Genomic DNA, 18,713 nt, shown 5'->3' with positions numbered 1-18,713 from the left:
AAGGTAAGTTCGCCGGCTACCGGCCGATCGTTACAGCCCGCCCGGCACGGCCGGAGAATTTTTCCGCGCGGCATATTTCGTCGCCCGCCGCTGTAACGCAATGGCACCGGCCGCCGAAAGAGGAGGTAGCGCCGGGGTGAACGGAGGCCTCGCGCTCAAGCCAAGCTCACAGAGGACACACCCCATGACCACCAAGACCACCTTCGCCGCCGCCACCCTTGCCGGGTCGATCGCCGCCGCGCTCGGCATGGTGGCCAGCGCCGCTGCCACCCCGGCCGCGCCGCAGCCGAACATGGACAAGTGCTACGGCGTCTCGCTCGCCGGCCAGAACGACTGCGCGGCCGGTGCCGGCACCACCTGCGCCGGCACCTCCAAGGTGAACTATGACGCCAGGGCCTGGAAATACGTCGCCAAGGGCACCTGCGAGACCATCAAGACCCCCAAGGGCATGGGCCATCTGAAGGCGATGTGACGTCGGGGTTCGCGAACCGGGGGGCGCCCGTCGGCGCCCTCCGTGCCCTAGGCAGGAGATTCTCATGACCACGCGTCTTCCCGCCGGCGCCGGCGTCGGCTTCAAGCCCGAGCATTTCGACGCCATCCTCGCCGATCCCGCCGTGCCGATCGCCTTCCTCGAAGTCCATGCCGAAAACTATATGGGAGCCGGCGGCCGGCCGCATGCTCAACTGGCCGCCTTGCGCGAGCGCTTCGCCCTCTCGCTCCACGGCGTCGGCCTCTCCATCGGAGGCGAAGCGCCGCTCGACAGGGCGCATCTCGCGCGGCTGAAAGCGCTGATCGAGCGCTACCGGCCGGAGAGCTTTTCCGAGCATCTCGCCTGGTCCTCCCATGGCGGGGCGTTCTTCGGCGACCTGCTGCCGCTGCCCTACACGCCGGCGACGCTGCGCCGTGTCGGCGATCACATCGCCGAGGTTCAGGACACGCTTGGCCGCCGCATGCTGCTGGAGAACCCCTCGACCTATGTGCGCTTCGAGGAGAGCACCATTGGCGAGGTGGATTTTCTCGGTCGGCTGGTCGCACGCACCGGTTGCGGCCTCTTGCTCGACATCAACAATGTGTTCGTCTCGGCCGTGAACCACGGCACCGATGCGCGGGCCTATCTCGCCGACTTTCCGTTGGAGGCGGTGGGCGAAATCCATCTCGGCGGCCATGACGAGGACATCGACGACAGCGGGGCGCCGCTGCTCATCGATGCCCATGGCAGCCCGGTGGCCGATCCGGTCTGGGCTCTTTTCACCGAGGTGATCGCCCGCACCGATCCGCTGCCCAGCCTGATCGAGTGGGACAATGATGTGCCGGCCTGGCCGACATTGTGTGCCGAGGCGGCGCGGGCCGGCGCGGTGCTGGCACGCCATGCGACGAGCGCGGCGGCAAGCAGTGCGGCGGCAAGTAGCGTGGCGGCCTGAGCCATGACCTCGCTCGCCTGCTTCGCCGCCGCGCTCACGGCGCCGGACCGGCGCTCGCCGCCTGAGTTCGCCGGACGTGCCGAACGTCGTTTCGCGGTCTATCGCAACAATGTCGCGGTCGCGCTGATCCGCGCGCTGGAGACGCGATTTCCGGCGCTCGTCTCGCTGGTAGGCCAGGAGTTCTTCCGCGCCATGGCGCAGGAATTCATGCGGACCCGTCCACCGACCTCGCCCTTGCTCACGAGTTTCGGCGACGAACTCCCGGGCTTTCTCACCAGCTTCGCGCCGGCGGCGGACCTGCCTTATCTCGCCGATATCGCGGGGATCGAGGTTACCCGCACCCGCGCCTATCACGCCCCGGACCCGGCCCGTCTCGGCGCCGATGCGTTCTCGGTGCTCATGTCGCGGGGGATCGCGGCCCTGCGGGTTGAACTGCATCCGGCGGTCGCCGTGATCCGTTCGCCGCATCCGGTCTGGACGATCCTCGCCATGGCGAGCGGCTGGCAGCCTGTCGCGGCCATCGACGACTGGCAGCCGCAGGCGGTGCTGGTCGATCGCCCCGAACTCGACGCCATCGTGCGTCCGCTCGCCCTGGGGACCGCGTTGTTCGTCGAAGCACTCCACGCCGGCGAACCGCTGGGGACCGCGGCGAACGCGGCGGCGTCCGAGGTCCCGGATTTCGATCTGCCGGCCGCGCTCGCCACCGTCATCGGCGGTGGGCTGGCGACCGGCATCCATGTTCTCGATGGAGATCTGCCATGACCGCGATCAACCCCTCTGCAAGGGCGACCAACAGGACATCCGCGGTGTTGCGTCTGCGCGACCGTCTCGATGCCGTCCCGCTTTCGTTGGTACTGTTTTGCGCGCGTGTCTTTCCCGCCGCCGTGTTCTGGCAATCCGGCCAGACCAAGGTCGAAGGCTGGCAGGTCACCGACAGCGCGGTTGCCCTGTTCCAGGAGGAGTACCGGTTGCCGCTCGTCGATCCGTGGCTGGCCGCGCATCTCGCCGCTTTTGCGGAGCACTTCTTCCCGGTGCTGCTGGTGGTCGGCCTTACTACGCGGCTCTCGGCCCTCGCGCTTCTCGCCATGACGATGGTGATCGAGATCTTCGTCTATCCCGACGCCTGGCCGACGCATGGCGTCTGGGCAACCTGCTTTCTGCTGCTCGCGCTGCGCGGGCCGGGGAGCCTTTCGCTGGATGCGATCATCGCCCGGCGCTTCTGAGTTTTGGCGATGCGACGGTTTCTCGGTACCCTGTTGCTGTGGGGCGGCCCCTGAAAGCGGCTGCTAGGACCCCTCGCCGCGTCGACGGATGGCCCGGTTTCCACATCGGGCATCTCCTGGCAATCAAGCACGGCAATGGTTTGTGCGCGGCGACATGGCAAAGGCCGGTCGGCCGGAATGGTGGGTTCTGCACGGGCCTGAAAGGTCGCCGACCCATCGATTGACAACTTGCATACTAGTGTTGCAATGTCACCTCAAGCCATAAGGCAGGAGGAACGCCATGATCGCCGTCAGTGTCGCTCGCCCTCACGATCTGCGTGTCGTCGAGGCCGAGATACCCGCGGTCGCGTCGGGCGAGGTGCTGGTCCGTGTGCTGCGCGCCGGCATTTGCGGCTCGGACATGCATATTTTCCACGGCAGCAATCCCTTCGCCCGCTACCCGCGCATCATCGGCCATGAGTTCGCCGGCGAGATCGCCGAGGTCGGGCCGAACGTTACCAGCTTCAAGGCCGGCGATCGCGTCGTGGTCGATCCGGTCGTCGCCTGCGGGCATTGCTATCCCTGCCGCATCGGTCGCTCGAACGTCTGCGCCCATCTCGAAGTGATGGGCGTGCACCGCGACGGCGGCTTCCGCAACTTCATCGCCGTGCCGGCGGGCAATGCGGTGAAGCTCAAGGCCGAAACTCCCATCGGCATCGGCGCGCTGGCCGAGCCGTTCTCCATCGCCGCCAACATTCTGGAGCGCACCGGCTGCGGGCCGGACGACACCGTGCTGCTCTACGGCGCCGGCACGGTCGGGGTGACAGTGATGCAGGTCGCCAAGATGAACGGCGCCCGGGTGATCGTCGCCGATCCCGACCGGGCCCGGCTGGAGCGCGCTCTCGGCTTCGGTGCCGACAAGGTGCTGGTCTCTGGCGTCGACGACATTCCCGCCCGCGTCGCCCCGGAGACCGACGGTCTCGGCCCGACGCTGGTGATCGACTGCGCCGGGGTTCCCGCGCTGCTGGAGGAGGCCTGCCGCGTCGCCTCTCCGGCAGGGCGGGTCGGGGTCATGGGGTTCTCCCCGGCGCCTTGCAACATCTCGCAGCAGGAGATCGTCAAGAAGGAGCTCACGCTCTACGGCTCGCGGCTCAACCGCCGGCTGATCCCGAAGGTGGTCGAGTGGCTGGAGGGCGGCAAGCTGAAGCCCGAGGCGATGATCACCCAGACCTTCGCGGCAAAGGATGCCGCCGCCGCCTTCGAGCTCTTCGAGAAGGAGCCGGGCAAGACCATCAAGATCCAGCTGGATTTCGCGCAGTAACGCCGCTGCCTGCCGGCCTGCTGCCAAGTCTTGCTGCCAGGCCGAACATCAAAAAACTGGGAGGAAAGACGTGTTTGCACATCTGAAGAGCGCCATTCTGGCCGGCGCGATGACCGCCGCGCTGTTCGCCGGCACCGCCGACGCCAAGACGGTGATGAAGCTCGGCCATCTCGCCAACGAGCAGAACTCGTGGCACCTCGCCTCGCTGAAATTCGCCGAGGAGGTGAAGAAGCGCACCAATGGCGAGATCGAGATCCAGGTCTTCCCGAACGACACGCTCGGCAAGGAAGTCGACCTGATCAAGGGCATGCAGTTCGGCACCGTCGACTTCACCATTTCCGGCGAGTCCATGCAGAACTGGACGCCCTATGCCTCGCTGCTGGCGGTGCCCTATGCGATCCGCGACCTCGATCACCTGCAGAAGGTGGTGGACGGCCCGGTCGGCCAGAAAATCTCCGAGGAGATCCAGAAGAGCGTCCGCGTCATCCCGCTGACCTATTTCGCCCGCGGCCCGCGCGAGCTGACCTCCAACCGGCCGATCAAGAGCCCCGCCGACCTGCAGGGGCTGAAGATGCGCGTCTCCAACGTGCCGCTGCATGTGGTGTTCTGGAACGCGGTCGGTGCCAAGGCGACGCCGATGGCGTTCTCGGAAGTGTTCACCGGCCTCCAGAGCCACGTCATCGACGCGCAGGAGAACCCGCTGGCGCTGATCCGCTCGGCGAGCTTCAACGAGGTCCAGAAATACGTGAACCTCACCGATCACGTGCGCAGCTGGATCTATCTCGTGGTCAGCGAGCGCAACTTCAACAAGCTGACCAAGGAACAGCAGGAGGCCATCCGCGAATCCGCCAAGATCGCGCAGACCTATGAGCGTGAGCTGTTCACCAAGACCGACGCGGAAGACCGCGCCGCCCTCGAGAAGGCCGGCATGGAGTTCGTCACCGTCGACAAGGAGGCCTTCGCCAAGGCCGGCCAGGAGGCGGTATCGAAGGCGCTCGGCGACCAGCTGCGTCCGCTCTACGAGCAGATCCTCTCGACCAAGTGACGCCCTCCCGTGGCGCGGCCTCGATGGGGCCGCGCCGTCCTGCCTGTCGCGGAGCATCTGGATGCGTACGCTGTTCGAGCTGGCGCTCTGCGCCATGAAATGGATTTGCCGGATCGGCACGGTCGTCGCGTTCGTCGTGCTGATCGCCGTCGTCACCATGCAGGTGCTGGGGCGGCTGCCGAATGTCTACGTGCCGGCCTGGACGGAAGAGGTCTCGCGTTTCGCGCTCATCCATCTGGTGTCGTTCTCCTGCGGGCTCGCCCTGCTGGACGGCGAGATGGTCAATGTCGACATCGTCACCTCGATGCTGCCGGAGCCGACGCGAAGCCTCGCCGCCAAGCTGGTTGACGTGGTCATCCTGCTGTTCGGCCTCGCCATCATTCCCAGCGCCTGGGTCTATCTGGAGATGAGCCTCGGTGAGCGGGCGCGCTCCTTCGACGCGCCGATGCTTTGGTCCTATGTCGACGTGATGATCATCCCGGTCTGCCTGGTGTTCTTCGCCCTGGCCCGGCTTCTCGGCTATGGCCGTACCCCCACGCTTGAGGAGCTGGTCTGATGCTCGTCGCGCTCCTGTTCGGTACCTTCGCTGCCTGCCTGATGCTCGGCGTGCCGGTCGCCATCTCGCTCGGCGTCGCCTCGCTGGCCTATCTGCTCGGCGCCGGCATCGACCTCACCGTCGTGCCGCAGTTCATGTACACCGGAATGGACAGCTTCGTGCTGCTCTGCATCCCCGGCTTCGTGCTCGCCGGCAATCTGATGAACCGCGGCGGCATCACCGACCAGATCGTGCGGTTCTCCAGCGCGGTGCTCGGCCATATTCGCGGCGGCCTCGGCCTCGCCAATGTCGGCGGCTCGATGATCTTCGCCGGCATCTCTGGTACCGCCGTGTCCGAGACCGCCTCGATCGGCGCGGTGATGATCCCGGCGATGAAGAAGTCCGGCTATTCCGCCGGCTTCGCCGCCGCGCTCACCGCCTCGGCCTCGACCGTCGGTCCGATCATCCCGCCCTCGGTACCGATGATCATCGTCGGCACGCTCACCGGCCTGTCGGTCGGGCGGATGTTCCTCGCCGGCGCCATTCCGGGCGTGCTGATGGGCCTCGGGATGATGGTGACCTGCTATCTCATCGCGCGCGCCCGAAACTATCCCAAGGGCACGTGGGCCGGCTTCGGCGAAATCTTCAATTCCGGCAAGGCGGCCTTCTGGGCCATCCTGATGACGGTGATCATCCTCTACGGCATCGTCGGCGGCATCTTCACCCCGACGGAGGCCTCCATCGTCGCCTCGATCTACGCCTTCCTGGTCGGCCTGTTCATCTACAAGGGGTTCCGGCTGCGGGAGCTGCCGAAGATCCTGCTCGACAGCGCCATCGGCTCCGGCGCGCTAATCCTCCTGGTCGGCCTCGCCAACCTGTTCGGCTGGATCCTTACCTCCGAGCAGATCCCCCAGCAGATCGCCGCCTCGATGCTGGCGATGACCGAGAACAAGTACGTCATCATCCTCCTGGTGAACGTGCTGCTGCTGATCGTCGGCACCTTCATGGAAACCATCGCCGCACTGATCATCCTATTCCCGCCGCTCTTGGCGGTGGCGACGGCGGTCGGCATCGATCCGGTCCACTTCGCGATGATCTGCGTCATCAACCTGATGCTGGGCCTCACCACGCCGCCGGTCGGTGTCTGCCTGTTCGTTGCCGGCAACATCGCGCGGGTGCCGCTCGGAACGGTGGCGCGCGAGACTGTCCCCTTCCTGCTGTGCAACATCCTCGTGCTGATGCTGGTCTCCTTCGTGCCGGCGATCTCGCTGTGGCTGCCTAGCCTGATGTTCGACTGAGCCGGGAACACCGATGACGGACACGACGTCTTCCTTCGAGCGCCTCGACCGGCGCAGCCTTCCGTGCGCCCGCGCCCGGCTGCCCGGCTTCGATCCCGCCCATGTCGGCACCGGTATTGTCCATATCGGGCTCGGTGCCTTCGTGCGGGCCCATGTCGCCGCGTTCAACGACGAGGCGATGGAGGCGACCGGCGACCTGTCCTGGGGCCTCGCCGGCGTCAGCCTGCGTAGCCCCGATCAGAAGGCGCGGCTGGAGCCGCAGGACTTCCTGTACACCGCCGTCGAGCGCGGGCCGGGCGGCAGCCATGCCCGTATCATCGGCTCGCTCGCCGCGGCCATCCACGCGCCGAGCGAGGGTGAGCGGCTGGCCGCGCTCATGGCCGATCCCGCGACGCGGATCGTCAGCCTGACCATCACCGAGAAGGGCTATTGCCACGACCCGGCGACCGGGCATCTGCGCGCCGACCATCCGGAGATCCGCGCCGACCTTATGGCGGGGAGCCGGCCTGCCACCGCTCCCGGCCTCATCGTCGCGGCGCTGGCGGCGCGCCGGGCGGCCGGCGTCGCGCCGTTCACCGTTCTGTGCTGCGACAACCTGCCCGGCAACGGCCATGTCACCCGCCGCGTCGTCACCGACTACGCGGCGCTGAAGGACGAGGCGCTGGCGGCGTGGATCGAACGGGAGGTGGCGTTCCCCTCCACCATGGTCGACCGCATCGTGCCTGCCGTCACGCCGGAGGGCATCGCCGCGACGGCGGAGCTGATCGGCCTGCGCGACGAGGCGCCGGTGCTGCACGAGCCGTTCCGCCAATGGGTGATCGAGGACAATTTCCCGTCCGGCCGCCCGCGCTGGGACCTCGCCGGCGCGCAGATGACGACCGACGTCGAGCCGTTCGAGCTGATGAAGCTGCGCATGCTCAACGGCACCCATTCGGCGATGGCCTATCTCGGCACCCTCGCCGGCGTCGAGACGGTCAGCGCTGCCATCGCCGACCCGGATATCGGCCCCTTCGTCGAGGCGCTGTGGCGCGAGGAGATCATCCCCACCGTGCCGCCGCCGCCCGGCGCCGACCTCGCCGCCTATGCCGCGCAATTGCGCGCGCGCTACGAGAACCCCGGCGTGCGCCATCTCACGGCGCAGATCGCCATGGACGGCTCGCAGAAGCTGCCGCAGCGCATCCTCGCGCCGATCCGCGACCGCCTGGCAGCGGGGCAAAGCTTCGAGCGGCTGGCGCTGGTGGTGGCCGCCTTTCTGCGCCACGCCGGCGGCAGGGCCGACGACGGCGCGCCGCTTCGCGTGTCGGATCCCCTGACCCCGAAGCTGGCCGAGGCGCGGCAACAGGCCGCCGACCCGGCCGACTATGTGCGGCGGGCGGTCGGCATCGAGCCGATCTTCGGCACGCTGGGCACGGTCGACCCCTTCGTCGCGGCCGTCACGGCCGCTCATGCCCGGCTGGCAACCGCCGGGACGCGCTCCACGCTTCGCCGCCTCCGCGAGGCCGGCACCTTCCGATAGACCGGAGACTTTCATGGAACAGACCTGGCGCTGGTTCGGCCCCGACGACGCCGTCGAGCTGAAGCACATCGTGCAAGCCGGGGCGACCGGCGTCGTCACGGCGCTGCATCAGATCCCCTATGGCGAGGTGTGGACGCGCGAGGAGATCGGGCGGCGCAAGGCGCTGGTCGAAGATCCCGCGCTCGGCCTGCGCTGGAAGGTAGTCGAAAGCCTGCCGATCCACGAGCGCATCAAGCTCGGCGATGGCGACCTCGCGCCACTGTTCGACACCTACCGCGCCTCGATGCGCAACCTCGCCGCCGAGGGCCTCAAGGTCATCTGCTACAACTTCATGCCCATCCTCGATTGGACGCGCACCCAGATCTACGCGCCGCTGCCGGGCGGCGGCACGGCGCTGCGCTTCAATATCCACGAATACGTCGCCTTCGACCTGCACATCCTTAAGCGCCCCGGCGCCGAGGCTGGCCACTCGCCGGAGGTGCTGGCGCGGGCGGCGGAATGGTTCGCGCGCTCGACGCAGGACGACCGCGACCGGCTGCTCGCCAACATCATGGCCGGCCTGCCCGGCGCCTATGACCGCTATGACGTGCCGCAGCTCCGCGCCATGCTGGAGCGTTATGACGAGGTCTCGCGCGAGGATCTGAAGGCCAACTACAAGCGTTTCCTCGAGGAGATCATCCCGACCGCCGAGGAATGCGGCATGCGGATGTGCGTGCACCCGGACGATCCGCCGCGCGCGCTGTTCGGGCTCGACCGCATCGTGTCGAACGCCGAGGACATCGCCTTCGTGCTCGGCTGCGTGCCCTCGCCGGCCAACGGGCTGACTCTGTGCTCGGGCTCGCTCGGCGCCAATCCCGCGAACGATGTCCCGGCCATCGCCGCCCGCTTCGCCGACAAGATCCACTTCGCCCATTTGCGCAACGTCCGCAAGGATGCCGACGGCTCGTTCATGGAGGCCGACCATCTGGGCGGCGACACCGACATGGTGAAGCTGGTGCGCACGCTGATGGCTGAGGAGCGCCGTCGCAAGGCGGAAGGCCGCGCCGACTGGGAAATCCCGATGCGTCCGGACCACGGTCATGAGCTGATCGACGACGCCACGCGCAAGACGCATCCCGGCTACCCGATCATCGGCCGGCTGCGCGGCCTCGCCGAGCTGCGCGGCGTGATGGCCGCGGTCGATCAGCTGGAAGGCACGTGACCATGGCCAATCGCTCGATCCACTCCTTCTCGTGGATTCCCGGCTGGTCCGCCGAGGCGGCCGACTATGTCGCGCCGCGCGCGGCGGCCGCCGGCTTCGACCATGTCGTGGTGCCGCTGCGCGACCATTCGGTGATCGATGCCCCGGCCATCGCGCGGATATTCGGCGCGCATGGCATCACCGCGGTCGGCTCGGCCAACCAGCTGCCCAGCGCCGACATCACCAGCGATGATCCGGCGATCCGCAAGGCGGGGATCGAGCGGCACCGCGCCGCGCTGCGCCTCGCGCGCGACATGGGCGCCGTCCATGTCGGCGGCATCACCTACGGGCTGTTCGGCAAGGCCGACGCCGTCGCCACGCCGGATATGCGCCGGCGCAGCGCCGAGGCGCTGGCCGAGATTTCCGAGGAGGCGAAGGGCTTTGGCCTTCGCTTCGCGATGGAAATGCTGAACCGCTACGAGACCAACATGCTGACCACGGTGGAGGAGGGTCTGGCCTTTCTCGATCTGGTCGGCCGCCCGGCCAATCTCTGGCTGCATCTCGACACGTTCCACATGCACATCGAGGAAGCCGATCCGATGGCGGCGCTGGACGCCGCGCTACCGCATCTCGCTTATTTCGAGCTCGACCAGAACGATCGCGGGCTGCTCGATCGCGGACAGATCGACTTCGCGCCGTTCCTCGCCCGGCTCAAGGCGGCCGGCTACGACAAGCTGATCGGCGTCGAGGCGTTCTCCTCGGCGGTCAGCGGGCCGGACGTGGCACGCGGCGTCGCCGCGTGGCGGCCGCTGTTCCGCGATGGCGACGAGGTGGCGCAGAGCGGGGGCCGCATCCTCGACCGTCACGGGCTCTGAGGCGCGTCGAGGTCGTCGATGATCAGGTCGGGGTGGCGTTCGGCGAGTTCGAACGTCACCTTGAGCACTTCCGAGAGGTGGATCTTCACCGCCTCTTCCGCCGCCATCGGATCGCGGGTGCGCACCGCCTCCAGCATGGCGCGATGCTGGCCGATCAGCGTGTCGATCGGCGTCACATTGGGTAGGCTGAGAAAGCGGATCCGGTCGAACTGCGCCTTCTCCTGCTCCAGCACGGTCCATAGATCGCCCATGCCGATGCCGTCGGCGAACAGCCGGTGGAAGGCGTCGTCGGCGCGGGTAAAGCGCTCCGGGTCGGCCTCGGCCGCCACCTGCTCGTCGATGACGTCCTCCGCCGCCCCCAGCATGGCACGCGACAGGCCCTGCTCGGCGGCGCTGCGGAAGATCGCGACTTCCAGCGCCAAGCGCAGGAACCGCGCCCGCCGCACGCCCTTCAGCGAAATATAGGTGATGTAGGTGCCGCGCTGGGGCAGCACCGCGATCAGCCCCTGATCGACGAGACCGAGCAGCGCCTCCCGCACAGGAGTGCGGCTGGTGCCGAAGCGGGCGGCCAGCTCGTTCTCCGAGACACGCGTGCCCGGCTTCAGCTTCAGGGCGATGATGTCGCGGCGGATCGCGTCGCGAATGCTGGCGGTCGACGGCGGCGCGCCGACGAGTTGTCCATCCTCGCCGCGCCGAATGCCGTCGAACTTGCCCAGGCGAGAGCCGCTGCCCATTGCATCACCCGATGAGAAAATGCGATTCTAATATGTAGAAAACTAGTATGCAAGTTTGCGACCGGGGATGGCAACGGCTTCGACCTCCCGCCCACCGCGAAAACCGGGCCGCCGACGCAAGGTGATTCGTCGGACATTCCCAGCCCGACAGCAAGACCGCCGCACCGGATCGGCCGGATGTGCGTACAGATCGGCTGTTTTCGGAACGTTCGGCGCAATCTTCATGCGTCTCTTGTCGGCTCCGCAACGAGAGGGCACCATCATTGCTTCGCGATCACCGGCACCCGTAGCGGAGACGATTCATGAAGTTCTTCGGCAAGTTGAATCTCGTGGCGGCCCTTGCTGGCCTCACCGCGATGACGGGGCTGGCGCTGGCTCAGCAGCCCACCTTCTTCCGCATCGGCACCGGCGGCACGGCGGGCACCTATTATCCGGTCGGCGGCCTGATCGCCAACGCGATCTCGGCGGCCGGCGACAAGGGCGTTCCCGGCCTCGTGGCGACCGCCATCGCCTCCAACGGTTCGGTGGCCAATGTGAACGCCATCCAGTCCGGCGCCGCCGAATCCGGCTTCTCGCAGTCCGACGTCGCTTATTGGGCCTATACCGGCACCGGTCTCTATGACGGCAAGCCGAAGGTCGGGGACCTGCGCATCATCGCCACGCTCTACCCGGAGACCATCCACCTCGTCGCCGCCAAGTCCGCCGGCATCAAGTCGGTGAAGGACCTCAAGGGCAAGCGCGTCGCGCTCGACGAGCCGGGCTCCGGCACGCTGGTGGATGCGCGCATCGTGCTCGGCGCCTACGGGCTGACCGAAAAGGACATCAAGCCGGAATATCTCAAGCCCGGCCCGGCCGGCGACCGGCTGCGCGACGGCGCGCTCGACGCCTTCTTCTTCGTCGGCGGCTACCCGACCGGCGCCATCTCCGAGCTCGCCTCCTCCTCCGGGATCGAGCTGGTACCGATCACCGGGCCGGAAGTCGACAAGCTGCTCGGCGAGTACAAGTTCTTCGCCAGGGACAAGGTGCCGGCCGATACCTATAAGGGCGTCGGCGCGACCGACACCATCTCGGTCAACGCGCAATGGCTCACCAGTGCCAAGCAGCCGGACCAACTCGTCTACGACATCGTCAAGGTGCTGTGGAACGATGCCTCGCGCGCCGCGCTCGACGCCGGCCATGCCAAGGGCAAGCTGATCACCCTGCAAAATGCCACCAACGGCCTCGGCGTCCCGCTGCATCCCGGCGCCGAACGCTTCTACAAGGAAGCCGGCGTGCTGAAATAGCCCCGGCGACCGCGCCATGAGCGTCCGGGAAAACTCCTCCTCTCCGGCTGTCGAAACCGTTCCCGCCGAGACCATCCCGCTCGAATTCGACGAGGCGAAGGTCCGGGAGCTGGAAGAGGCCTATGACCCCGAGATCCGCTTCCGGCCGCTGGCGCCGGGAGCCGGCTATCTGGTCGGCGGACTGCTGGTCGTCCTGTCGCTGTTCCACTACTACACGGCGGGCTTCGGGCTCTTGCAGGAGACGATGCACCGGGGCATCCACCTGTCCTTCGTGCTCGGCCTGGTCTTCCTGGTGTTCCCGGCGACGCGGCGCGGCTACACGCAGCCGGCGCGGTCCGGGCTGCTGCGCCCGCTCGGCATCGGGCTGCCGGACTGGGCGCTGGCCATCGCCGCCGTCGTGGCGGTGATGCACATCCCGCTGATCCCGCTGGACGACCTCGCCTTCCGGGTCGGCAACCCGACGACGCTCGACGTCGTGCTCGGCGGCCTGCTCATCCTGGCGCTGCTGGAGGCGACGCGCCGCTCGCTCGGCGTGCCGCTGCCGATCATCGCCATCGTCTTCATGGCCTATGCGCTGTGGGGGCCGCACATGCCGGGCATCCTGGTGCATCCCGGCGCCAGCGTCTCCCAGCTCATCGACCATCTCTACCTGACCACGCAGGGCATTTACGGCGTCGCGCTGGGCGTGGTGGCGACCTATGTGTTTCACTTCGTGCTGTTCGGCGTGTTCGCCACCCGCATCGGCCTCGGCCAATTGTTCCTCGACTGCGCCGCCTGGGTCGCGGGGCGCTATGCCGGCGGCCCGGCCAAAGTGTCGATCTTCGGCTCGGCGCTGTTCGGCATGATCTCCGGCTCCTCGGTTGCCAATACGGTGACGGTCGGCTCCCTCACCATCCCCGCGATGATCCGCCTTGGCTACAAGCGCCACTTCGCCGCCGCGGTGGAGGCGACCGCCTCGACGGGCGGGCAGATCACCCCGCCGATCATGGGCGCCGCCGCGTTCCTGATGATCGAGTTCCTGAACCTGCCCTACACCACGATCATCCTGGCGGCGATCGTGCCGGCCTTCATGCATTTCTTCGGCGTGTTCATCCAGGTGCATTTCGAGGCGAAACGCAACGGCCTGCGCGGCCTCGAGCCGCACGAGATGCCGGACGTGAAGGCGGCGCTGAAGCGCGACTGGCCGACCATCATCCCGCTGGTGGCGCTGATCGGCATCCTGCTCGCCGGCTACACGCCCTATCTCGCCGCCTTCTGGGGCATCACGCTGTGCATCGCCGTCGGCCTGCTCAATCCGCGCAACCGGATGAGCATCGCCGACATCGCCGCCGGATTGCGCGACGGCGCCAAATATGCGCTCGCCGTCGGCGCGGCGGCGGCCACCGTCGGCATCGTGGTCGGCGTGGTGACGCTGACCGGCGTCGGCTTCAAGGTGTCGTTCATCGTCACCTCAACCGCCGCCTCGATGGCGTCCTGGGCCGGCGCGGTGCTGCCGGCCGTGCTGGTGGCGCCGCAGACGCTGACGCTGCTGTTCACGCTGCTGATGACCGGCGTGGTCTGCATCCTGATGGGCTGCGGCATCCCCACCACGGCCAACTACATCATCATGGCGACCATCGCCGCGCCGGCGCTCGGCCTGCTCGGCGTCGAGCCGATCGTGGCGCATTTCTTCGTGTTCTATTACGGCGTGCTCGCCGACATCACGCCGCCGGTGGCGCTCGCCGCCTATGCCGCCGCCGGCATGGCCAATGCGGATCCGTTCCGCACCGGCAACACGGCGTTCCGCCTCGGGCTCGGCAAGGTGCTGGTGCCCTTCGTCTTCGTGTTCTCGCCCTCGCTGCTGCTGGTCACCAAGGGGTTCAACTGGCCGGACTTCGTCCTCGCCTTCGCAGGGTGCGTGATCGGCATCACCTGCCTCGGCGCCAGCATATCCGGCTGGCTGCTGACGCGGCTGCAGGCATGGGAGCGGCTCGTGCTGGCGCTCGCCGCCATGCTGCTGGTGGCGCCGGAGCTCTATTCGTCGCTGCTCGGCCTCGCGCTGTTCGTGCCGGTGCTGCTGTTGCAGCGCAGGAGAAAGCCCGAGATTGCTCAGAGCCTGAGCTGATCGCTGCAAAGCGGACATTCTCAGAGGCAGCTTTGGGGTCAGTTTCGGCCTCGGACATTCATCGGCGATATGTCCGCTTCTCGTTTTAAGTCTCCAATAGCGGACAGTCTGCCACCGGCCCCAAACCGGCTATTCGTGATAGCCGCAGCGGCCTTCCGCTTATGGCGCATCCTGCAGGTTGAAGTGGATGCCCCCTGGGCGATCGAAAGGACAGAACGGTTGCGCCACTGACGTTGCCGCCCGTAACTATCCAGCCACACCGTGCAGGTGCAGGTAGTAACGGGTGTATCGGCGTTCCCCGGTTCGCGTCAGGGCGCCTTGTTCCACCAGATCGTGTAGGTCGCGTGTGGCGGTGGGGCGTGAGGTGCCGGTGATCGCGAGGTAGTTCTCCGCGCTCAGGCCGCCCGTGAAGCCGCCGGGGCCCTCGCGGAACAGGCGGGCGATCACCTTCGCCTGCCGTTCGTTCATCTTGTCGCGGAAGCGATCGTAAAAATGCGCCTTGGCGATGTAGAAGGCGACGCGGCCGAGCGTAGTCTGTTGGGCCGCGATGATCGCTTCCGCGAAATAGACCAGCCAGCCCGTGACATCGAGGGTCCGCTGATGAATCTCTAGCTCGTCGTAATAGGCCTTGCGATGCTGCTCGATGGTATGGGCGAGCGCGATCAGGGTCGGTTGCCCGATGTTTTGGGCGAGGGATTTTTCAGCGAGGGTTCGGCCGATGCGGCCATTGCCGTCCTCGAAGGGATGGATGCTCTCGAAATAGAGATGTCCGATCCCGGCCCGGGTGAGTGCTGGCAAGGGCGCTCCACCGTCCGGGGCCGAGCCATTGAACCAGGCGAGATATGCGGCCATCTCGTCCGGAACCCGAGAGGATGGCGGCGCCTCGAAATGCACGGTCGGCCGATCCTGACGGCCGGACACGATCTGCATCGCGTCTTCATGGCGACGGTAGCCGCCGATCGCTTCCAGATGCCGGCTGTCCGCCATCAGCATGCGGTGCCAGCGGAACAGCGTATCGGCGTCGAGGGGATCCGCCCAACTCCGGTAGAGATCGACCATCATCTCCGCGATGCCTCGTTCCTTTGGCTTCACGTTGCGATTGTCGGTGTCGAGGCCGAGCTGACGGCGCAGGGAGGATTGCACGCTGAGGCGATCCAGTGTCTCTCCTTCGATCGCGCTGGTCTTGACGGCCTCGTCGCTGAGGAGTTCGATCCGCAGCACGTCCCGCTCGCCCTCGCTGACATGCCGGACTGCACCGATCACCTCGCCGGTGAGCAGCAGGAACCGCCGCTCCAGCGGTTCGAGGGCAACCGGATCATAGGCAAAATGCGGCCAGCCGTGCTGCGTCCAGTTCCACACCATGAGCGATAGGGCCTCCCGCTATAGCTCACATAATAGCGGATATGTGATTGATAGATAGCCGTCCTATCGCTCACGGCAGTGCGAAGGAGAACTGAGAGCGTGATGCCGGGTCGATAACGTGACGCGCGGGACCAAGGGGTGAATGGTCCACCTGCTGCCGAACGCTTTCCAATCTGCGATACGATCGAATGGGGATCAGGAATGACACATGGGATTCGGCGTTTTCATTCACCGCTCGGACTCGATCTATGACGACAGCCCGGCTGAGCGGTATCAGTTCCCGCGCCCATATCTGGGACGCGTCGAGGCCTGCGTCGGCGACTGGATCGTTTATTACGAATCCCGGAAAGTGGCGGAGACCCGCGGCTATTTCGCGATCGCCAGGGTCCAGCGCGTCGTTCCTGATCCCACCGCTCCGGGCATGTATCTCGCTCTGATCGAACCGGGCAGCTATCTGGATTTTGCCAGCCCGGTGCCTTTCACCGATGCGGATGGCGTGATCGAGCGCGGTGTGCTGAACGCGGACGGGCGCATTTCGGGGCGTGCGCAAGCCGCCGTACGGCCGCTCTCGCCGGACGATTTCAACCGGATCGTCACTCTCGGGCTGAATGACAGCGAGCCGCTGCTGCCCCGCGTCGACGAGGGTGCGTCCCTCTCAGGCTTTGAAGAAGAGCAGGCGCCATTCGCGTTCGAGCAGCCCCGCGAGCGCGTCGACACTCTGTCCTCTCGCATCGTCCGCGACCGCATCTTCCGGCGCGTTGTGCTGCGCGCCTATGACGAGCGCTGCGCCACTGGCGGCGGGCGTGCCGAGGTGGCCGCGGCGCATATCCGCCCGGTGGAGGCAAATGGCCCCGACATCGTCAGCAACGGGCTGGCGCTGTCGGGCACGGCGCATTGGATGTTCGATCGCGGACTAATCACCCTCTCCGATGATCTGGACATCCTCATTTCCCGGCAAACCAACGATCCCGACGGCGTGCGCGCCTTCATCAACAAAGACGGCCGCGCCATCGCGCCCCGCAGGCTGATCGAGCGGCCCCATCCCCATTTCCTGCGCTGGCACAGGGAGCATTGCTTCAAGCCGTGAAGCGGAGGCTCCCATTGCCGCTTCCGATCACCGCACAGCAGTTCCGCCGTTCGCCTGTCATTGCACGCCACGCTGCGACGCGGGTGGAATCCTGTTGAACTGGCCCAATATCGGGCTCTTTTAATCATCCCCGACCGGGATGAGATCGTCAGGACCCCGGCACTGTCGGGGTCTGGATGGCAGCACATCATCATCAGGGTTTTGCGCGCGGAGCGCGGATGCTGCGCACGGCGCTGGGTCCGGCGATCGTCCGGCATCTGGAAGACCCGACCGTCGTCGAGGTGATGCTGAACCCTGACGGGCGGCTGTGGATCGACCGGCTCTCGGAGGGACTGTCCGACACGGGTGGGCGGCTCTCGCCCGCTGATGGCGAGCGCATCGTACGGCTCGTCGCGCATCATGTCGGTGCAGAGGTTCACGCTGGCGCCCCGCGGGTTTCAGCCGAGTTGCCCGAGACGGGAGAACGTTTCGAGGGATTGCTGCCCCCTGTCGTTACGGCGCCAACCTTCGCCATACGTAAGCCCGCCGTCGCGGTATTCACGCTCGAGGACTATGTCCGCGCCGGCATCATGTCGGCCGGGCAGGCAGACGCTTTGCGCAAGGGTGTCACCTCTCGCACCAACATCCTGGTGGCCGGCGGCACCTCGACGGGCAAGACCACGCTCACCAATGCGCTGCTCGCCGAGATCGCTAAGACAGAAGATCGCGTCGTCCTCATTGAGGATACGCGCGAGCTGCAATGCGCGGCGCCGAACCTCGTCGCCCTGCGCACCAATGACGGCGTCGCTTCGCTGTCCGACCTTGTGCGCTCGGCGCTGCGACTGCGGCCCGACCGGATCCCCATCGGCGAGGTGCGCGGCGCGGAGGCGCTCGATTTGCTCAAGGCATGGGGCACCGGCCATCCCGGCGGCATCGGCACCATCCATGCCGGCAGTGCACTCGGCGCGCTGCGCCGTATGGAGCAACTCATCCAGGAAGCCGTCGTCACCGTTCCGCGGGCGCTGATCGCCGAGACCATCAATCTCGTGGCCGTGCTCTCCGGCCGCGGCTCCGCACGCCGGCTCATAGAACTCGCCCGTGTCGAGGGCCTTGGCCCCGATGGCGACTACCGCGTCACCCCTGCTTTCACCGGAGATCCCACATGATCCGATCGCTCCATCGCGCCCGTAGCGCCACCCGCTTGGCCGCGTCTGTCGCCTGCGTCAGCCTGATGGCCACGGCCAGCGCTCATGCCTCCGGCTCCTCCATGCCGTGGGAAGCGCCTCTGCAATCCATCCTCCAGTCGATCGAGGGCCCCGTCGCCAAGATCATCGCCGTCATCATCATCATCTCGACCGGGCTGGCGTTGGCCTTCGGCGATACGTCGGGCGGCTTCCGTCGGCTGATCCAGATCGTGTTCGGCCTGTCGATCGCCTTCGCCGCCTCGAGCTTCTTCCTGTCGTTCTTCTCCTTCGGCGGCGGAGCGCTCATCTGATGGCCGAGACGGTTGAGGTTCCCGGCTTCAGCGTGCCGGTCCACCGGGCGCTGACCGAGCCGATCCTGCTCGGCGGCGCGCCACGTGCCATCGCCATCGTCAATGGCACGCTTGCCGGGGCCGTGGGGCTCGGCCTGCGTCTCTGGCTGGTCGGCCTCGCCATCGGGGTGATCGGCCATGTCGCGGCAGTGTGGGCGGCGAAGCGCGATCCGCTTTTCGTCGAGGTGGTGCGTCGGCATCTGCGCATCCCCGCGCATCTGGTCGCCTGAGCGAGGC

The 18,713-nt window shown here is 67.0% G+C and carries 19 protein-coding genes; 17 read left to right on the top strand and 2 right to left on the bottom strand.

The window, feature by feature from the left end; all coding sequences use genetic code 11:
• The first annotated feature begins 184 nt into the window (after window positions 1-184).
• The 11 genes from LGR54_RS03360 to LGR54_RS03310 all read left to right on the top strand — a co-directional run bounded on the left by LGR54_RS03360 (window position 185) and on the right by LGR54_RS03310 (window position 10,393).
• Window positions 185-472 (top strand): DUF2282 domain-containing protein, encoded by a 288-nt coding sequence (locus LGR54_RS03360; protein WP_230360530.1) that lies wholly within the window; start codon window positions 185-187, stop codon window positions 470-472.
• Between the two features lie 64 nt (window positions 473-536).
• Window positions 537-1,421, top strand: a complete 885-nt coding sequence (locus LGR54_RS03355) for a DUF692 family multinuclear iron-containing protein (protein WP_230360529.1) — start codon at window positions 537-539, stop codon at window positions 1,419-1,421.
• A 3-nt stretch (window positions 1,422-1,424) separates the two neighbouring features.
• Window positions 1,425-2,183, top strand: a complete 759-nt coding sequence (locus LGR54_RS03350; RefSeq protein WP_230360528.1) for a DNA-binding domain-containing protein — start codon at window positions 1,425-1,427, stop codon at window positions 2,181-2,183.
• Window positions 2,180-2,644: a DoxX family protein gene (locus LGR54_RS03345; RefSeq protein ID WP_214007574.1), complete on the top strand. Its 465-nt coding sequence runs from the start codon at window positions 2,180-2,182 to the stop codon at window positions 2,642-2,644. Before LGR54_RS03350 ends, LGR54_RS03345 begins: the two co-directional genes overlap by 4 nt.
• A gap of 280 nt (window positions 2,645-2,924) precedes the next feature.
• A complete protein-coding gene (locus tag LGR54_RS03340; protein WP_230360527.1) occupies window positions 2,925-3,944 on the top strand; it encodes a Zn-dependent oxidoreductase in 1,020 nt (339 codons plus the stop codon).
• Between the two features lie 70 nt (window positions 3,945-4,014).
• Window positions 4,015-4,989: a TRAP transporter substrate-binding protein gene (locus tag LGR54_RS03335; RefSeq protein WP_230360526.1), complete on the top strand. Its 975-nt coding sequence runs from the start codon at window positions 4,015-4,017 to the stop codon at window positions 4,987-4,989.
• 61 nt (window positions 4,990-5,050) lie between these two features.
• Window positions 5,051-5,545 carry a TRAP transporter small permease gene (locus LGR54_RS03330; protein ID WP_214007572.1) on the top strand — a complete coding sequence of 165 codons (495 nt, stop codon included), beginning with the start codon at window positions 5,051-5,053 and terminating at the stop codon, window positions 5,543-5,545.
• Complete coding sequence (locus LGR54_RS03325; RefSeq protein WP_230360525.1) at window positions 5,545-6,822, top strand: TRAP transporter large permease; 1,278 nt, start codon at window positions 5,545-5,547, stop codon at window positions 6,820-6,822. The genes LGR54_RS03330 and LGR54_RS03325 overlap by 1 nt, the downstream gene beginning before the upstream one ends.
• A 13-nt stretch (window positions 6,823-6,835) precedes the next feature.
• On the top strand, window positions 6,836-8,338 hold the full coding sequence (locus tag LGR54_RS03320; RefSeq protein WP_214007570.1) for a mannitol dehydrogenase family protein: 1,503 nt from the start codon (window positions 6,836-6,838) through the stop codon (window positions 8,336-8,338).
• Window positions 8,339-8,351: 13 nt separating this feature from the next.
• The gene (gene uxuA, locus LGR54_RS03315) at window positions 8,352-9,539 is read left to right on the top strand and encodes a mannonate dehydratase (protein ID WP_230360524.1); all 1,188 of its coding nucleotides are present in this window, start codon (window positions 8,352-8,354) and stop codon (window positions 9,537-9,539) included.
• A gap of 2 nt (window positions 9,540-9,541) precedes the next feature.
• Entirely contained in the window at window positions 9,542-10,393 is an 852-nt protein-coding gene (locus tag LGR54_RS03310) for a sugar phosphate isomerase/epimerase (protein WP_230360797.1), read from the top strand.
• On the opposite strand, the gene LGR54_RS03305 is transcribed toward LGR54_RS03310, so the two are convergent.
• On the bottom strand, window positions 10,381-11,127 hold the full coding sequence (locus LGR54_RS03305; RefSeq protein WP_214007567.1) for a GntR family transcriptional regulator: 747 nt from the start codon (window positions 11,125-11,127) through the stop codon (window positions 10,381-10,383). The two genes, LGR54_RS03310 and LGR54_RS03305, sit on opposite strands and share 13 nt — an antisense overlap.
• A gap of 302 nt (window positions 11,128-11,429) precedes the next feature.
• Here LGR54_RS03305 and LGR54_RS03300 point away from each other — a divergent pair, with 302 nt between their 5' ends.
• The gene (locus LGR54_RS03300; protein WP_230360523.1) at window positions 11,430-12,410 is read left to right on the top strand and encodes a TAXI family TRAP transporter solute-binding subunit; all 981 of its coding nucleotides are present in this window, start codon (window positions 11,430-11,432) and stop codon (window positions 12,408-12,410) included.
• A gap of 16 nt (window positions 12,411-12,426) precedes the next feature.
• The gene (locus tag LGR54_RS03295; RefSeq protein WP_230360522.1) at window positions 12,427-14,514 is read left to right on the top strand and encodes a TRAP transporter permease; all 2,088 of its coding nucleotides are present in this window, start codon (window positions 12,427-12,429) and stop codon (window positions 14,512-14,514) included.
• 246 nt (window positions 14,515-14,760) lie between these two features.
• Here LGR54_RS03295 and LGR54_RS03290 read toward each other — a convergent pair whose 3' ends face one another.
• Window positions 14,761-15,876 (bottom strand): Fic family protein, encoded by a 1,116-nt coding sequence (locus LGR54_RS03290; protein WP_230360521.1) that lies wholly within the window; start codon window positions 15,874-15,876, stop codon window positions 14,761-14,763.
• 208 nt (window positions 15,877-16,084) lie between these two features.
• Between LGR54_RS03290 and LGR54_RS03285 the strand changes: the two genes are divergently transcribed.
• The 4 genes from LGR54_RS03285 to LGR54_RS03270 all read left to right on the top strand — a co-directional run bounded on the left by LGR54_RS03285 (window position 16,085) and on the right by LGR54_RS03270 (window position 18,706).
• On the top strand, window positions 16,085-16,963 hold the full coding sequence (locus tag LGR54_RS03285; protein ID WP_230360520.1) for an HNH endonuclease: 879 nt from the start codon (window positions 16,085-16,087) through the stop codon (window positions 16,961-16,963).
• Window positions 16,964-17,139: 176 nt separating this feature from the next.
• Window positions 17,140-18,108 carry a P-type conjugative transfer ATPase TrbB gene (gene trbB / locus LGR54_RS03280; RefSeq protein ID WP_230360519.1) on the top strand — a complete coding sequence of 323 codons (969 nt, stop codon included), beginning with the start codon at window positions 17,140-17,142 and terminating at the stop codon, window positions 18,106-18,108.
• Window positions 18,105-18,437, top strand: a complete 333-nt coding sequence (locus tag LGR54_RS03275; protein WP_230360518.1) for a TrbC/VirB2 family protein — start codon at window positions 18,105-18,107, stop codon at window positions 18,435-18,437. The genes trbB and LGR54_RS03275 overlap by 4 nt, the downstream gene beginning before the upstream one ends.
• Window positions 18,437-18,706: a VirB3 family type IV secretion system protein gene (locus LGR54_RS03270; RefSeq protein WP_230360517.1), complete on the top strand. Its 270-nt coding sequence runs from the start codon at window positions 18,437-18,439 to the stop codon at window positions 18,704-18,706. The genes LGR54_RS03275 and LGR54_RS03270 overlap by 1 nt, the downstream gene beginning before the upstream one ends.
• The last annotated feature ends 7 nt before the right edge of the window (window positions 18,707-18,713 follow it).

It is taken from the genome of Ancylobacter sp. Lp-2 (assembly GCF_020523795.1).
Classification (GTDB): Bacteria; Pseudomonadota; Alphaproteobacteria; order Rhizobiales; family Xanthobacteraceae; genus Ancylobacter.
This window is presented reverse-complemented; position numbering and strand designations above follow the sequence as displayed.

Bases quoted from the DNA above. Each gene is read 5' to 3' on its own strand.
- LGR54_RS03310 (WP_230360797.1), top strand. From the start codon at position 9,542: ATGGCCAATCGCTCGATCCACTCCTTCTCGTGGATTCCCGGCTGGTCC.
- LGR54_RS03340 (WP_230360527.1), top strand. From the start codon at position 2,925: ATGATCGCCGTCAGTGTCGCTCGCCCTCACGATCTGCGTGTCGTCGAG.
- LGR54_RS03295 (WP_230360522.1), top strand. From the start codon at position 12,427: ATGAGCGTCCGGGAAAACTCCTCCTCTCCGGCTGTCGAAACCGTTCCC.
- LGR54_RS03330 (WP_214007572.1), top strand. From the start codon at position 5,051: ATGCGTACGCTGTTCGAGCTGGCGCTCTGCGCCATGAAATGGATTTGC.
- trbB (WP_230360519.1), top strand. From the start codon at position 17,140: ATGGCAGCACATCATCATCAGGGTTTTGCGCGCGGAGCGCGGATGCTG.
- LGR54_RS03285 (WP_230360520.1), top strand. From the start codon at position 16,085: ATGGGATTCGGCGTTTTCATTCACCGCTCGGACTCGATCTATGACGAC.
- LGR54_RS03275 (WP_230360518.1), top strand. From the start codon at position 18,105: ATGATCCGATCGCTCCATCGCGCCCGTAGCGCCACCCGCTTGGCCGCG.
- LGR54_RS03350 (WP_230360528.1), top strand. From the start codon at position 1,425: ATGACCTCGCTCGCCTGCTTCGCCGCCGCGCTCACGGCGCCGGACCGG.
- LGR54_RS03345 (WP_214007574.1), top strand. From the start codon at position 2,180: ATGACCGCGATCAACCCCTCTGCAAGGGCGACCAACAGGACATCCGCG.
- LGR54_RS03320 (WP_214007570.1), top strand. From the start codon at position 6,836: ATGACGGACACGACGTCTTCCTTCGAGCGCCTCGACCGGCGCAGCCTT.
- LGR54_RS03360 (WP_230360530.1), top strand. From the start codon at position 185: ATGACCACCAAGACCACCTTCGCCGCCGCCACCCTTGCCGGGTCGATC.
- LGR54_RS03325 (WP_230360525.1), top strand. From the start codon at position 5,545: ATGCTCGTCGCGCTCCTGTTCGGTACCTTCGCTGCCTGCCTGATGCTC.
- LGR54_RS03270 (WP_230360517.1), top strand. From the start codon at position 18,437: ATGGCCGAGACGGTTGAGGTTCCCGGCTTCAGCGTGCCGGTCCACCGG.
- LGR54_RS03300 (WP_230360523.1), top strand. From the start codon at position 11,430: ATGAAGTTCTTCGGCAAGTTGAATCTCGTGGCGGCCCTTGCTGGCCTC.
- uxuA (WP_230360524.1), top strand. From the start codon at position 8,352: ATGGAACAGACCTGGCGCTGGTTCGGCCCCGACGACGCCGTCGAGCTG.
- LGR54_RS03290 (WP_230360521.1), bottom strand. From the start codon at position 15,876: ATGGTGTGGAACTGGACGCAGCACGGCTGGCCGCATTTTGCCTATGAT.
- LGR54_RS03305 (WP_214007567.1), bottom strand. From the start codon at position 11,127: ATGGGCAGCGGCTCTCGCCTGGGCAAGTTCGACGGCATTCGGCGCGGC.
- LGR54_RS03355 (WP_230360529.1), top strand. From the start codon at position 537: ATGACCACGCGTCTTCCCGCCGGCGCCGGCGTCGGCTTCAAGCCCGAG.